Origin of the sequence: Nocardia cerradoensis NBRC 101014 (genome assembly GCF_000308535.1) — a bacterium.
In the GTDB taxonomy this organism is placed as follows: Bacteria; Actinomycetota; Actinomycetes; order Mycobacteriales; family Mycobacteriaceae; genus Nocardia; species Nocardia cerradoensis.
This window is the reverse complement of record NZ_BAFW01000091.1, coordinates 1-14,444: the sequence shown is the minus strand read 5'-3', so window position 1 is coordinate 14,444 and position 14,444 is coordinate 1. Positions and strand designations below refer to the sequence as shown.

The 14,444-nt window shown below is 65.8% G+C and carries 12 protein-coding genes; 6 read left to right on the top strand and 6 right to left on the bottom strand.

The window, feature by feature from the left end:
• Together phnE and ON23_RS10160 are read left to right on the top strand one after the other, a co-directional pair.
• Positions 1-671, top strand: a 671-nt coding sequence (phnE, locus tag ON23_RS10165; RefSeq protein ID WP_039777769.1) for a phosphonate ABC transporter, permease protein PhnE, incomplete at its 5' end; no start/stop codon positions are given.
• Between the two features lie 6 nt (positions 672-677).
• Complete coding sequence (locus tag ON23_RS10160; RefSeq protein ID WP_083903820.1) at positions 678-1,598, top strand: MurR/RpiR family transcriptional regulator; 921 nt, start codon at positions 678-680, stop codon at positions 1,596-1,598.
• A 190-nt stretch (positions 1,599-1,788) separates the two neighbouring features.
• On the opposite strand, the gene ON23_RS10155 is transcribed toward ON23_RS10160, so the two are convergent.
• From ON23_RS10155 to ON23_RS10130, 6 genes are all read right to left on the bottom strand, one after another.
• Positions 1,789-2,982, bottom strand: a complete 1,194-nt coding sequence (locus tag ON23_RS10155) for a thiolase family protein (protein ID WP_039777767.1) — start codon at positions 2,980-2,982, stop codon at positions 1,789-1,791.
• A gap of 71 nt (positions 2,983-3,053) precedes the next feature.
• Positions 3,054-3,824, bottom strand: a complete 771-nt coding sequence (locus ON23_RS10150) for a TetR/AcrR family transcriptional regulator (protein WP_051042330.1) — start codon at positions 3,822-3,824, stop codon at positions 3,054-3,056.
• The gene (locus ON23_RS10145) at positions 3,821-6,124 is read right to left on the bottom strand and encodes a hydantoinase B/oxoprolinase family protein (protein WP_063821247.1); all 2,304 of its coding nucleotides are present in this window, start codon (positions 6,122-6,124) and stop codon (positions 3,821-3,823) included. The genes ON23_RS10150 and ON23_RS10145 overlap by 4 nt, the downstream gene beginning before the upstream one ends.
• 51 nt (positions 6,125-6,175) lie before the next feature.
• Entirely contained in the window at positions 6,176-8,275 is a 2,100-nt protein-coding gene (locus ON23_RS10140) for a hydantoinase/oxoprolinase family protein (protein WP_039777765.1), read from the bottom strand.
• 70 nt (positions 8,276-8,345) lie between these two features.
• Complete coding sequence (locus ON23_RS10135) at positions 8,346-10,040, bottom strand: AMP-binding protein (RefSeq protein ID WP_039777774.1); 1,695 nt, start codon at positions 10,038-10,040, stop codon at positions 8,346-8,348.
• Between the two features lie 57 nt (positions 10,041-10,097).
• The gene (locus ON23_RS10130; RefSeq protein WP_039777764.1) at positions 10,098-11,648 is read right to left on the bottom strand and encodes an FAD-dependent monooxygenase; all 1,551 of its coding nucleotides are present in this window, start codon (positions 11,646-11,648) and stop codon (positions 10,098-10,100) included.
• A gap of 210 nt (positions 11,649-11,858) precedes the next feature.
• On the opposite strand from ON23_RS10130, the gene ON23_RS10125 reads away from it, so the two are divergent.
• The 4 genes from ON23_RS10125 to ON23_RS10110 form a co-directional block, all read left to right on the top strand.
• Positions 11,859-12,506 carry a VOC family protein gene (locus ON23_RS10125; protein WP_039777762.1) on the top strand — a complete coding sequence of 216 codons (648 nt, stop codon included), beginning with the start codon at positions 11,859-11,861 and terminating at the stop codon, positions 12,504-12,506.
• Complete coding sequence (locus ON23_RS10120; RefSeq protein ID WP_039777760.1) at positions 12,506-12,763, top strand: hypothetical protein; 258 nt, start codon at positions 12,506-12,508, stop codon at positions 12,761-12,763. The genes ON23_RS10125 and ON23_RS10120 overlap by 1 nt, the downstream gene beginning before the upstream one ends.
• Positions 12,751-14,040 (top strand): hypothetical protein, encoded by a 1,290-nt coding sequence (locus ON23_RS10115; protein WP_051042327.1) that lies wholly within the window; start codon positions 12,751-12,753, stop codon positions 14,038-14,040. The genes ON23_RS10120 and ON23_RS10115 overlap by 13 nt, the downstream gene beginning before the upstream one ends.
• Positions 14,027-14,444: MaoC family dehydratase (locus ON23_RS10110; RefSeq protein WP_039777771.1), on the top strand; the 418-nt coding region annotated here is incomplete at its 3' end. The genes ON23_RS10115 and ON23_RS10110, both read left to right, overlap by 14 nt.

The window sequence follows — 14,444 nt, the reverse complement described above, 5'->3', positions numbered from 1 at the left end:
AGGTGCTGGCCGCCATGCCGGCCTTCGGCCGCTTCATCGCCGAGAACATGTGGCCGCCGGACTTCAAGGGCCTGTCCGATCTGCTGTCGGCGACGTTGGTGACCATCGAGGTCGCGTTCCTGGGCACACTGCTGGCGGCCGTGGTGTCGCTGCCGCTGGCACTTCTCGGCGCCCGGAACCTGGCGCCGCATCGCTCGGTATTCGTGGTGGTGCGATTCCTGATCATGGTGTGCCGCGCCGTACCCGATTTCGTGTTCGCGCTCATGTTCGTCGCCGCGCTCGGACTCGGCCCGCTGCCCGGCATTCTCGGGCTGGCGATCCACTCGATCGGCATGCTGGGCAAGGTGTATGCCGAGCGGATCGAAGAGGTGGACCCCGGACCGGGAGAAGCGCTCGCCGCGGTCGGTGCCTCGCCACTGCAGATCATCAAGCATGCGGTGCTGCCACAGATCATGCCAAGCCTGGTGGCGAATACCCTGTACCGCTTCGACATCAACATCCGAAGCTCGATCGTATTGGGCATCGTGGGAGCCGGCGGAATAGGCTACGAGTTGGTCACCGCGCTGCAGGCGCTGGACTATCGGCGGGCCGCGGCGGTGATGATCATCGTGCTGGTGCTCGTCGCGATCGTCGAAGCAGTCAGCAACCGGATCCGCCGCAGCTATATGTGAGGAACGTTGACCCAACCTGCGAAGCCTGAAACAAGCAGTGCTGGACCCAGCAATACCGAATCCGGCAATGTCATCGACGCTGGAGGCGCGGACCCCGGCGCCCGCGGTGCCACCGTCTCCGAACGGATTCGGGCGCGGGCCGGGACGTTGTCGCCGGCGGGCAACCGGGTCGCGCAGATCCTGCGAGAACAGCCGGCGACGGTACTGGGAATGTCGGTCGGTGAACTGGCTTCGCAGTCGGATACCTCGGTCGGGTCGGTGGTGCGCTTCAGCCAGGAGCTCGGATTTCGCGGCTTCCAAGAGTTGAAATTGCAGCTGGCCGGAGATATTTCGACCCGGCCGCCGGCACGGGACAAGTCGATAGGATTGCCGGGAGCGATATTCCTGGAGACCGCGCAGGCGCTCAGCCAGGCGGTCTCGGCGCTCGATACCTCCGTATTCCGCCGCGCGGTAACGGTTCTCGACGGTGCCCACCGGGTATTGGTTGCAGGAGTGGGAACTTCGCAGCCGGTAGCCGCCGATGCCGCCTACCGGCTGCAGCTGGCCGGATTGATGACGGCCAGTAATCCGGAGGTGCACTCCCAGCATGTGTCGGCGGCCCTGCTCGGCACCGGCGATGCGTGTTTCACCGTCAGCCACTCCGGTCAGACCCAGGAGACACTCGCCATAACCGCCGCCGCCCGCGAGGCCGGTGCGACCACGATCGGCCTCACCAGCTTCGCCCGTACCCCCCTGGCCGATGTCTGCGATGTTGTGCTGGTCGCCGGATCCGCGGAAACCGACTACCGGCTCGAGGCCATGACCAGCAGATTCCTCCACCTCGCGGTGGTCGATGCACTGTACGTGGCGCTGTCGGAACGGAATCCGGAGCGGGCCGAGCAAGCGCACGCGCGAACCTTGCGAGTGGTCGCCCGGCACCGTCTGTGAGGCGGAGGCCCTCGACGCCACCTCGAATGCCGTCCTCGATACCCAGGACACAGCCGCCAGCGATCGTTGCAAGAGTAGAGCTTGCTCAGTTGCTGCGGCATTTTGAACCGTCCCGGTTTGGGGCCGCTTCCTTCCATGAAGGTGCCCCGGCGCTGAAACCAGCACCGGGACACGACTTTTCGGCGGCGAACTACATGCGTTGAATGAGGGTCGCGGTACCGAGCCCACCACCACAGCACATGGTGACCAGACCGAATTCCTTGTCGGTGTCTTCGAGTTCGTGCACCAGGGTGGTGACCAGACGCGCTCCGGTAGCACCGAGCGGATGGCCCAGCGCCATCGCACCGCCGCGGGGGTTCACCCGCTCGAGGTCCGGCTTCAGTTCGCGACTCCAGGCGGCGACCACGGAAGCGAAGGCCTCGTTGATCTCGATGACATCGATGTCGTCGATCGTCATCCCATTGCGTTCCAGGATCTTGCGGGTCGCCGGAATCGGCCCGGTGAGCATCATCCGGTTCGGGTCCACACCGACCACCGCCTGGTCGACGATCCGCGCCCGGGGCGCGAGCCCGAGGGCACCGGCCTTGTCCGCGCTCATCAACAGTACGGCCGACGATCCGTCGGAGACCTGCGAGGAGGTCGCGGCGGTCGTGGTACCGCCGGCGCGGAAGACCGGCTCGAGTGTGCCCAAGGTCTCCAGGTTCGTCTGCGGCCGGATCCCCTCATCGGTGCGATGGGTGACGCCGTCGACGGTGAATTCGACGATCTCCCGGTCGAATTCACCGTTCTCGGTAGCCCGCTGAGCCAGTGCGTGCGAGCGTACGGCCAACTCGTCGAGTTCGGTTCGCGACAGCTTCCACATATCGACCAGTGCCTCCGCGGCAATGCCCTGGCCCACCAGATTGTGGTTCTCGATCACGCCGTACCGTTCGATCAGCGCTGGTGTGACGGCCATGCCGAAGGTGTTCTGGATCTGCACTCCCAGCGCGAACGGCACGCTGCCCATATGCTCGACACCGCCCGCGACGACGACGTCGTTGACGCCCGCCGTGATGGTGGCGGCGGCGAAATTGACCGCCTGTTGGCCGGATCCGCACTGGCGGTCGAGTGTCGTGGCCGGGACCTCGACCGGCAGCCCTTCCTGCAGCCAGGCATTACGCGCGATATTGCATCCCTGTACGCCGATCTGCTGTACGCAGCCGGCGATGACGTCCTCAACCTGTGCCGGGTCGACGCCCGAGCGATCGAGAACCGCCGAAAAGCTCTTTCCGAGCAGAGCATTGGGGTGCACGTCGCGGTAGTAGCCCTTTCCGGGGCGGCCGCGTCCGATAGGTGTGCGAACCGCGCCGACGATTACCGCGTCGCGTCCAGTGGGTTTGTTCATGTTGTCTTCTTTCGGGCATGCTCAGGGCCGGTGTGGCGGCAGGCCGCCACACCGGGCAGAGAAAAATTCGATCAGTCGGTGGATTGCTTTCGCAGCGCACGTTCCAACGTGCTGAGGCTCTCCCGGATGGTTTCGAGAGCACCCTCCGCGGTACCACTACTCGAGCGCTGCCGGTCCGCGCTGATCAATCCGCGTACCGCCATATCGGCGACACTGTCGGCTGTTTCCTGTGCGCCGACGAGGTCGCCGTGGTACCACCAGGCGGTCCAGTTGCAGCTGCCCAGGATCGTCATCGCCGCGGTGAACGGATCCACCGGCCGGAAGATCCCGTCGGATATCCCGGCCTCGATGGTCGCGACGATGTCCTTGACGAAACGATTGCGATAAGCGATGTGCTCCCGCGCCAGATCGCCCGACAACATCGATTCGGCCTGTGTGACGAGCCGGTGGCGGTACGGCCGTTCCGCGATTTGCAGCACCAGGGCACGCACGACCGCGCGCAGCCGTTCATCGGGTGCCAGCTCCTCGCTTGCCATGAAGTGCTCACTGAGCGAGCGCGTGACCTCGATCATCTCCGTGACGACCTTTTCGATCAGGTCGTCCTTGTTCTTCACGTAGTAGTACAGCGCCTGCCGGCTGACTCCCATCGCCGAGGCGATGTCCTGCAATGTGGTTCCCGCAACGCCTTTCAACGCGAACAGCTGCGCAGCCGTCTCGTAGAGCTCGTTCTCGACGAGTTCCCGGCGCAGCCCCGACCGGTCCGCCGACCGGTCGGGGTCCTGCGGGCGACCTGTGACACCGATCGTCGCGTCGGCCTTCGGTGCGCGTCCGTTCCTGCTCATGGGGCGACTTTAGCTCCGCCATGACATGAACTGTGTCCGTCTCGGCCGAGCACTGGCTCGTGTGCGGGGACGACGGCGGTGTGCACAGCGGTACCGCAGCCGGGACAGCACAGCTGCCGGAAGATCGTGTCACTGTCGATGTGCAGTCGTGGGTCGCTCCACACCGCCGAGCCACCTTCCGCAGGTTCGCCCGTGCGCACATGTAGCGCACCGAGGTGATCGGCAGCCGCGGGGCCGATCGTGATCTCGCAGTGCCGGCACGCCACGGCTCGTCCGTCCGGCCCCTCGACGATTGTGAAGTTCGTGTCCAGGTAGGTATCCGAATCGAGTTCGGTGGCATCGGATTTCACACTGCGGAGTTCGCCTGCTTGCGGCCCCAGCCGGGCTTTGCGCAGGCTGGTTCGCTGGGTGGCGGTCGCCTCGGCATCGACCGTGCCGTCCGGACCGAGGATCACACCGTAGATTTGCTCGGCGCTGCCCGGGGTGACCCGGCCGGAGGCGACATCGCGTGCGACGTGCGCGGGATCGCGCAGCAGCGGGTCACCGAAACCGCCGCCCCCACCGGGGTGGATGAAGACCACGTCGCGCACCCCGATCTGGGTCTCGTACCGGGTCGGGACGACCTCCTGGGTGCCGCCGAGTTCCTCGACCGAGGTGGGCACCCGCCCCTCGGCGAAGAGCTTCGCCACCTCGGCGTCGCGGACGACGATGTCGAGCTGACATCCGCCCGGATAGCCACCGGCGAGCCCGCTGGCATCGGGTCGGGCCTTACCGCTGCCCATGAACGATCCGAACATCGGTGCCGGGGTCCGGTGCGGGCTGAGCGCCTCGGCCAGCGAGACACCGCCGCGGAACTGTCCGGGGCCGCCGGAGTCGGGCTCCTCACGACGCCACAGCACCAGGTAGGGATTGAGGAATTCCTGCATCTCGACATCGGGTGCCCGGCCCATCGGGATCGGCAGAATTCCGGACGTATCGCCGCCGTCGTGTTCGGGCGTCGCACCGTAACCGCCCGCCATACCGTCGAAATCGATGGCCACGAACGGATTTCCGTTCTCGTCGACACCGGCCATCGTCACGATGTCGTAGGAGCCGGTGCACACCGACTGCGACCGCGACCTGAGCTCGATCGAGGTGTCGAGCATCTTGCCCATACATTCGACGACCAGGTTCGAACTCCCCCACATCGCTGAAATCGGTGCCCACCCAACGGCGGCGGGAAATGCGGCGTTGCTGATCGTGTCCTCGTCCGAGATCAGATCGAAGCAGCGCATCAGGCCGCCCGTGGACCACGGGATGTCACCCGCGAGGATCGGCAACAGGCCGACCAGGACAGCCGCGCGCATCCCGGAATAGGGCGAGTTGACCATTCCGACCGAGGACGCGGTGCCTCGGAAGTCGAAGGTGAGGTGATCGCCCTTCTTGGTCAACTCGAGTTCGAGGTTGTAGAGGTTCCGGTCACCCACCACAGCTTGCTCGATATACCCGGTGCTGCTCCAGGAGCCGTCGGGAATGGCACGCAGTCGTTCCCTCAGTTGTGCCTCGGAGTCGTCCATCATGCGCTTCATGACGGCCTTGACCGTGGTCGGCCCGTAGCGCTCGATGAGCTTGCGCAGCCCCGCCTGCGCGGTGAGATTGGCACTGATCTCCGCCCGCAGGTCGAGATTGACCAGCAGGGGCATGCGGGATCGTCGGGTGAACGATTCGAGCACATCGTTCTGGATCGTTCCCTGGCGGACCACCTTGACCGGGGGTGTCGGTGCTCCCTCGGAGAACACGTCCAGGGCCATGATGTCGGCCGAGCCGGCTTTCGAACCGCCCACATCGATCAGGTGACAGCAGGACGAGGTCCAGCCGAACAGCTCGCCCTCCCAGAAGAACGGCGCGATGATCGCCGCATCGTTCTGATGCAAACCACCCCCGGTCCAAGGATCGTTGGTCAAGAACATGTCACCCGGTTCGATACCGGGATTGTGGCTGCGGTGCTGCAGGATCCAGTACACGGCCAGATCCATCGAGGCGACGATGCCGGTGTTGGCCAAGCCGACCTGAACCTCGTTGCCGAGTTCGTCGCAGATAGCGAACCCGAAGTCGTTGGATTCGGTCACGCCCGGAGATCCGGACATCCGGCGCAGAGTCTGGCCCATTTCATCGGTGATGGACCAGATTCGGTGCCGGACAACCTCATACGTCAGCGCGTCCACACGCTCGGACGCCGAAGCGTCTATTTCGTGCAGGGGCAGCTTCGGGCTGACGGCGGCCCGCAACTGTTCGGCGCTGATGTCCCGGCTGGCGTACATCTCCGATCCGGGTACCGGTACTGGTTTGGGAATGAACATATCGGTCTCCGATCAGAAGAAGGTGATGCGAATGTTGCCGAGCTCGTCGACGCGGGCAACGCGATCGGCGGGGACGGTCACAGTGGTGGAGTCGACCTCGACCACAGCGGGGCCGGCGATTTCGTGTCCCGCCCGCAAGAGGGAATAGTCGTAGATGTCGGTTTCTTCGAAACCCCGCTGAATATCGAGGAAGACCGGGCGGCGCTGTTTGACGGCGGCCGAGGCCGGTCCGTCGGCCACAGGATGTGCCGGCAGGCTGGGGCTGAAGGCGAAGCGGCCGGTTCCGCGCACGCGGTAATTGATGAATTGGAATCCTGCGGCGCTGAATCCCGAGTCCGCACCGTACAATTCGGCGTAACGGCGTTCGAAATTCTTCGCCATGATCGCCAGCGACTCCTCGTCCAGGCGACCGTCCGGCGCCGCGGCCGTGACCTCGAACATCTGCGCGGTGTACCGCGCATCGAATTCGCGGCTCATCGTGATCTCGACGAAGTCGATCCCCTGGCGCTGCAGAGCTTCGAGGGCCTGCTTCTCCAGGCGTTCGAAATTTTCCTGCACCCGGGCGGGGTCGACCGGATACGGTGCGGGATCCGACATTTCCCTCGTCACGACGATGTCGGAGGCAGCCAGACCGTAGGCGGAGAAGCCGGCCGCACCCGCACCGAGTGGCACGACCAGTTCCTTGGCGCCCAATTGCGCGGTGTAGGCCGAGGCGTGGATCGGCCCGGCGCCCCCGAAGGCATAGACCACGAAGTTGCGCGGGTCGTGACCGGCCTGCACGACCACCCGCCGAGTCAGGTCCGCGGTCTGCGCATTCTGCACCTCGTAGACGGCGGCGGCGGCTTCCTCGGCACTGAGCCCCAGTGGCTTGCCGATATGTTCCAGCAGCGCGGACTCGGCCAGATCGCGCCGCAGCGTGCGCTTTCCGCCCAGAAAGTAGTCCGGGTTGATGATGCCCAGGACGAGATCGGCGTCGGTGACCGTCGGCCGGGTGCCGCCGGCGCCGTAGGCGGCCGGTCCGGGAACCGCCGTCGCGCTCTTGGGGCCGACGCGCAGATTGCCGCCCGCGTCGATCCACGCGATCGCACCACCGCCGGAGCCGATCACGTCGACCTTCACGGTGGACGCGTTGACCGGCTGCTTGTTGATGACGGTTCCGGGAGTGCGCACAGGCTCGCCGTCGACTACCAGGCCGACGAGGAAGGTGGTACCGCCGGCGTCGGTGGTGACCACCTCGCTGTGACCGAGTTGCTGGGCCAGTCGATGCGCGCCGACGACGCCACCGGTCAGCACGGATCCCAGCGTGGTGATGGCCGACTGCGGTGCGTCCTCGGCCGAGATCGTCCCGCCCGCGCTCTGCATGATCAGCAGCGGCCCGGCGAGACCACGCTCGTCGAGTTCGGCGGTCAGCGGCTCCAGGTAGTGCCGCAGCGGCGGACCGAGCTGGGCGTTCATGATCGTCGAGGTGCTGCGGGCATACTCCCGGATCCGGGGGGACACCTCGTGTGACAGGGACACGAACATCCCCGGAGCCATCTCGCGGATGATCTCGCGAACCCGCAACTCGTGGGCCGGATTCTGGAACGACCACAACAGCGAGACCGCGATCGCCGAGACGCCCTGCTCGAGCAGGTTGGTCACCGCGGACCGCACATCGTCCTCGTTCAGCGCGACGATGACATCACCTCGGGAGTCGATGCGTTCGGTGATCTCCAGCGCGCGGTGTTTCGGTACCAGGGCCTCGGGCTTGTAGGTGCGCAGGATGTCCTGTGCCTCTGTTCCCGACAGTCCGAGATACCGGCCCTCCACATTCATGATGTAGATCGAGTCCCGGTGACCCCGGGTGGTCAGAAAACCGACCTCCGCCACGTCACCGGTCACGAGCGCATTGATACTCGCGGTCGTGCCGTGCGCGAGATAGGCTGTCTCCGAGAGGATTTCCTCGCGGGGGCGACCCACCTGCTCGGCAAGGCCGTCGATCGCGTTCAGCACGCCGACCGCGTAGTCCTCAGGCGTGGAGGGGGTTTTGGCCCCCATGATGTTGCCCTTGTCGTCGGCGATGATCGCGTCGGTGAACGTGCCCCCCACGTCGATTCCGATTACGTATGCCATGTTTGCTCACTGATCTTTCTGAATCGTGGGGCTCGAAGACCTCGGTCCCCAGTCGGATCGGAATGGTCGGTCAACCGACCGATGCGGAATCGGTTGCTCCCGAAATCGGCTGGGCCAGAACCTCTTCGAGCAGCGCGCGTTTGTCGATCTTTCCCACTCGGGTGGAGGGCAGCGCCATCACCTCCAGCCGCTCGGGCCATTTGAACTTCGCGACGTCACGGGCCTCGAGAAAGCGCGTGATGTCGGCCAGGGTCGGTACGGGCGAATCCTCGACGACTTCCACGCAGATACAGCCGCGTTCGCCCAGCCGCTCGTCGGGGACCGGAACCAGAGCCGCACGCCGGATCCCGGGAATCTGCAGCACCAGCGATTCGATCTCGGCCGAGTTGACCTTCTCGCCGCCGCGGTTGACCAGATCTTTGGCGCGGCCCTCGAAGGTGTAGGTACGCACCCCGGCTATGGTCCGGGCGGCCACAAGATCCCCACTGCGGAACAGTCCGTCGGAGGTGAACACTTCGGCATTGCGTTCCGGACTGTTCAGATACCCGCGCAGCGTATACGGGCCGGTGAAGCACAACTCGCCGATCGACTCGTCGGGCACCTCCTTCTCGGTGCCGGGTTCGAGCACGCGGACCTCGTCGAGTTCGGACAGCGGGATGCCGACCGAGTGCTGGCGCACCGCCGCCGGGGCGTCCGGCGGAGTGACCATGACCAGCCCCTCCCCGGCTCCGTACAGCCCGAGCCCGCGGATACCGCGATCCTCGAACAGTGCGAAGCTCTCGTCGTTGATCTTCGACCCGGTCAAGATCACTCGCCGCAGTCCAGCGGTCGCGCGGTCGAACTGCGGATGCTGCGCCCAGCCCAGGGCCAGCGCCGGATAGAACAGGATGTCGGTCACCCCGTTCTCGGCCATCAGCGGCAGGAACCGATCAGGGTCCGGGGTGCCGAGCACCATGGCGGCGCCGACGGAGTGCGCCGCGTGCACACCGAGCACGATGCCGGCGTTGTGGATCACGGGCAGGATGTGCGCGGCGCGGACGGTGTCGTCCCAGCCCAGGCGGGCGGCGTAGGCCGCGGCGTTGTACCAGTACTCGTCGTGCAGGCGCGGGATGACCTTCGGTACCGACGTCGTACCTCCCGACAGCTGGAACACCGCGATGTCGTCACCGTCGATCCCCGCCGCGGTGCGCTCGATCAGCGCACGCGCCTGCTCCGCGCCGATGTCGGCACCGAGTTCCGCGATCGCCACCACATCCGGATGGGTGGACCGGCCGACGGTCAGGATGATTCGATCGGTCGTCTCCGGGCTCTCCGCCGCCATCCGGCGAGCGAATTCGACCAGGTCGATTTTGGGATAGTCGGCCTGGACGAGATGTCCTCGCGCCGTGGTGAGTTCGCCGATCTGCCCGATTTCGTGCCCGCGATGCGCGGCCAGCGTTGCCACCGGAATCAGCCCGGCCTTGATGACGCCGTACCAGGCCAGCACCGTCTCCGCAGAGTTCTCCACCTGGAACAGCACGGCATCACCCGGGGTGAACCCGAGGCCGAGCAGACCCGCGGCGATCAGATCGGTTCGGCGATCGAGCTCACGATAGGTGTAGCGCGAATCGGCGTCGACGACGGCGATGTTGTCGGGGTACCGCTGCGCCACCGCGTGGAAGTGGTCACCGATGGTGCGGCCCTTCCAATAACCGGCGGCACGATATCGCTCGGCGACAGCGTTCGGTAGCGGGACCACTTGGTCCCTCCATCGTTCGGACTTCACGATGAGCACTCCTCGGGCTCTGGTCGATCGGGGTCGGATCGGCTGCTGTGATTCGGTTCAGGACTGGGTATGGACCAGATCGATACGGCCGGCGAGCAGGCCCGCCACCACATCGGACGAGAAGTCCGGTGCCGCGGTCACCGCGACCGTGGCACCGGTCTCGAGGCGCACTCGCTCGGCCACCGCCAGGCGGTCCAGCAACGAATCGCGGTCGGCGCCGCCGGTCAGCAACACCGGCCGACCGTCGCTGCGGACGCACTCGCGCACCCGCTCGACGACTGCGTCGCCGGCACTGTCCCACGGATCCGCGGACGTCACGACCAACCGCTGTGACACATCGGCCGTCGCATCGACGATCCGGGTCTCGGTGTGCAGCCGATCGGTGTGCAGCGGGCGACCCAGCACCCAGTCGACGAAGTTGTCGGTCGGAATATCGGCGGCGTCGACGCCGGCCCATTCCGCAGCCGCGGTGCGCATGATGGCTTCACTGGTGGTGAGTGCGGATTCCAGCGGCACCGCGCCGGTCCGGCTCAGATAGGCGACCGCGATCCGGGCCGGGCCCAGGTGCAACCGCTGCGGGAAGCTGTCCCACCACAGCTGGCTGCGTCCGGCCCATCCCTGGAACCGGCCGATCGCCGGCCGGCGCGTCTGTTCGAATGCGTCCAACGCCTCGGCCAGCGGCCGCTCACCCCAGGTTTCCAGCGCATCGGCCAGCGCGATCGCGGACTCCATTGCCAGTTTTGTGCCCGACCCCAGCGACGGATCGGCGGTGGCGGCCGCATCGCCGAGCAGCACGATGTTCTCGTGCGACCAGCGGCGGCAGCTCAAATTGCGGAACTGGAACCACCAGGACTTGTTGCCGATGAACTTGTGGCCCTGAAGCAATGGCTGGAACTGCTCGCTGAGGAAGGTCAGGGTGCCGTCGTCGGGACGACCGGATCTGATGTCGCGGGTGTCGAAGCCCGCATTCTGCAGGGTTTGCTCATCGGTCTCGATCACGAAGGTCGATCGACCGGGGGCGTACGGATAGGCGTGTGTGGTGAAGGTACCGGCCGGGGTGTGCACCGGCATGAACACCGTACCGTCGAGCGGCGCCTCGCTACCGCACCAGATGTAGCGCCCCCGCCCGAGCGTGATCTCGGGACCGAAGGCCTCATTGTAGCGTTCCCGGGTACTGCTCGACACACCGTCGGCGGCTACCACCAGGTCGGATTCGGCGCTCAGCGCCTGCGCGGTGTGCGATGAACCGAAGTTCACCTCGACCCCGGCGTCGCGAGCGGTCTGCACCAGTGCGGCCAGCAGCGCGGTGCGTCCGACGGCGATACCGCTGTGGAATCCGGGGATCTCCACCGATCCCGAGGGCAGGTCGAACTTGCCCGAACTGAATTCGATGGCGTGAGCGAGGATCTGCTCACAGGACTGCGGATCCACCGCGCGGATCGAGGACAACGCGGCCGCGGACAAGCCGACGCCGAATCCGAAGGTGTCGGTCGGCTGCAGCCGTTCGAACAGCTTGATCGTCCAATCGGGGTGCCGCAGCGCCAGCAGGCGCGCGGCGAACAGCCCACCCGGCCCGCCTCCGAGAACACTTACATGTCGTCTTGCCATAGCTATGTCCTACGCCACATTCGACGCATCTGTCAATAGTTCGTCGCAAACGCAAAATACCGGCTGGTCCCTACCTGATTCCACGATCGAACCCCATCCACCCATGCCTCATCAGCACTTTCAGCGCCAATGACGAATAATTTGCAGAATCGTTGACAGGGACGAACGGTCGTCCTACGGTGACGACAGGACCCACTTGGGAGGCAACCAATGACTTCGCTACACGATCGACATCTCGTGCACGGGGTGGACCATGCGGCGTTCCCGACCTTCGATCCGGCGGCGACCGTGCGGTTCTATCGGGATGTGCTCGGATTTCCGGTGGTGCACTCGGTGTGCGCCGCCGGCTGGGGGCCGAATGACCACCCGGATTTCGTGCACTTCTTCTTCGACATCGGCGACGGAGACCGGATCGCATTCTTCTACTACTTCGGCACCGAGCCGGTGAACACCACCGGACGCGGCGACGCCTACTCGGGATTCGGGCCCGAGGTCCCGCAGTTCTTCCTGCAGTCCCGGCATCTGGCGATTCATGTCGAGTCCGAGGAGGCCCTGCTGGAGTACCGGCGCCGCCTCGACGCCAGCCAGTGGCCGGTGGAGATGCAGGTCATGCACGAGACGATCGAATCGATCTACACCCACGACCCCAACGGGTACATGTTCGAAATCACCCGAGCGCTGCGTCCGGTTACTCCGCAGGAGGACCTCGATGCGAATCTGTCGGTCGACGCCCTGGTCGACGTGGTCTCACAGCCCGAGCCGACCCTCGGCAAGCTGCTGGCCCGCAAGGCCGAACTCATCGTCGAACGGGCCGCGCAGTGGGATCCCCAGCGGGACCGAACCGGAGCGTCGTCGTGATGAAGCTGTACCTACTCGACGTGCCGGAGAACTCCGGCATCGTGACGGTGGCCGCCGAGGATCCGGCCCTGACCGTCGGCAGGGTCGGGCCCTATTTCGAGATCCGTACCGACGAAGCAGTGATCGTCATCGATCGGCGCGCCACCGATTGCCGAATTGCGGTGTGGTACAGCGCCATTGCCGGCCTGACCGACTGCGTCGTCACCCAGCACGACAAGAATGCGCTGCGATTGGAGCCCGCGTCATGCCGACCGTAACTGCCACCGGACTGGGAGCAGGCCGATACATCGCCGCAGGTCGGCGGCCATCAGAGGCCACGACCACCGTCCACGAACTCGAAACCGCCGACGGCGCCAAGGTCCGCGGCGTACTCACCACCGTCCCCGGCGCGACCACGGTGGTGTGCCTGATGCATCCGCGCCAGGACATCACCCATCATCCGCTGGTACCCGGCCTGCTCGCGGCCGGTGCGGCGGTGTGGACCCAGCACACCCGCTCGGTCAACAACGATCTGACGCTGATCCACGAACAGGCACTACTCGATGTCGCGGCAGGAATGGTGTTCCTGCGCGATCGCGGGTTCGAATCGATTGTGACGCTGGGACATTCCGGCGGCGGCACCCTGTATGCCTATTACCTGGAGCAGGCCGGACTCGCGCCGGAGCAGCGCATCGCGGTCACCCCGGGCGGCAGGCCGTCCGGGCTCAGCGAGGCGGAGATGCCCACGGCCGACGGTGCGATCTTCCTGGCACCCCATCCCGGCCAGGGCAAACTCCTGCTGGGATGTATCGATCCTTCCGTCACTGACGAATTCGACCCGATGTCGGTGGACCCGGCGCTCAACGCCTTCGACCCGGCGAACGGTTTCGCCGAACCGCCGCACAGCTCCAGTTACAGCGCCGAATTCGTCGAGCGTTACCGCGCTGCCCAGCTCGATCGGGTCCGCCGCATCGACGACTATGCGCGCGAATGCCTGCAACGGGGTGCCGCCGCCCGCAAGCGGTATGCGACGACCCGGTCAGCGCAGGACAAACGCGAAGCGATCGCGCCGCGGATCATGACGGTGTACCGAACCGACGCCGATCTGCGGACCGTCGATCTCTCCCTCGACCCCAACGACCGCCCCTACGGCTCGGTGATGGGACGGCGCCCGGATCTCATCAATTACGGTCTTGTCGGCTTCGGCAGGCTCACCACCCCAGAGGCATGGCTGTCGACCTGGTCCGGTATTTCGTCGAATGCCGAATTCGCCCGCTGCGCACCGGGTGTGCGGGTCCCGACCCTGTTCATCGAGGTGACCGGTGATCAATCGGCCTTCCCCGCAGACACCGCGCAGATGGTGTCGGCCCTCGGCGCCGAGGACTGCACCCATATCGCCGCGCGCGGAACGCATTTCGGCGGTGCGATCACCCCGGGCGAGCCCACCGGGAATGTCGTCGCGGGCGCACATGCCGCCGACTGGCTCGAGGCTCGATTCGCCCTCGCCCCCATCGCATCCGGCGCCGAGGACGAGGCACGCGATGTCGCGAGCTGAACCCGGAACAGCGACGGGGACCGGGCCGGTGTACTTCACCAAGACGATCGGCGAGTTCGACGTCTACACCTTCGCCGGCATCACCGGCGACTACTACCCGGTGCATATCGACGCCGAGTACGCGGCGCACCATCCGGTCGGCGAACGCGTCGCACACGGTGTGCTGATCATGGGTCTCATGTCGACCGCGGCGGGGCGGTGGATGGTCGAAAAATCGATCGACGGACTGTCCTACGGATACGACAGCGTCCGTTTCACCGCACCGGTCCGGTTCGGCGACACCATCTCGATCAGCTATCTGCCGGAGAACGGCACCGACGACGGGCACAAGATCTACAGCCGGGTCGAGGCACGTAACCAGCGCGGCGAGGTCGTGGCGGTCGCGCGACATATCGTCTGGCGAG

Bases quoted from the DNA above. Each gene is read 5' to 3' on its own strand.
- ON23_RS10140 (WP_039777765.1), bottom strand. From the start codon at position 8,275: ATGGCATACGTAATCGGAATCGACGTGGGGGGCACGTTCACCGACGCG.
- ON23_RS10120 (WP_039777760.1), top strand. From the start codon at position 12,506: ATGAAGCTGTACCTACTCGACGTGCCGGAGAACTCCGGCATCGTGACG.
- ON23_RS10130 (WP_039777764.1), bottom strand. From the start codon at position 11,648: ATGGCAAGACGACATGTAAGTGTTCTCGGAGGCGGGCCGGGTGGGCTG.
- ON23_RS10115 (WP_051042327.1), top strand. From the start codon at position 12,751: ATGCCGACCGTAACTGCCACCGGACTGGGAGCAGGCCGATACATCGCC.
- ON23_RS10155 (WP_039777767.1), bottom strand. From the start codon at position 2,982: ATGAACAAACCCACTGGACGCGACGCGGTAATCGTCGGCGCGGTTCGC.
- ON23_RS10150 (WP_051042330.1), bottom strand. From the start codon at position 3,824: ATGAGCAGGAACGGACGCGCACCGAAGGCCGACGCGACGATCGGTGTC.
- ON23_RS10145 (WP_063821247.1), bottom strand. From the start codon at position 6,124: ATGTACGCCAGCCGGGACATCAGCGCCGAACAGTTGCGGGCCGCCGTC.
- ON23_RS10125 (WP_039777762.1), top strand. From the start codon at position 11,859: ATGACTTCGCTACACGATCGACATCTCGTGCACGGGGTGGACCATGCG.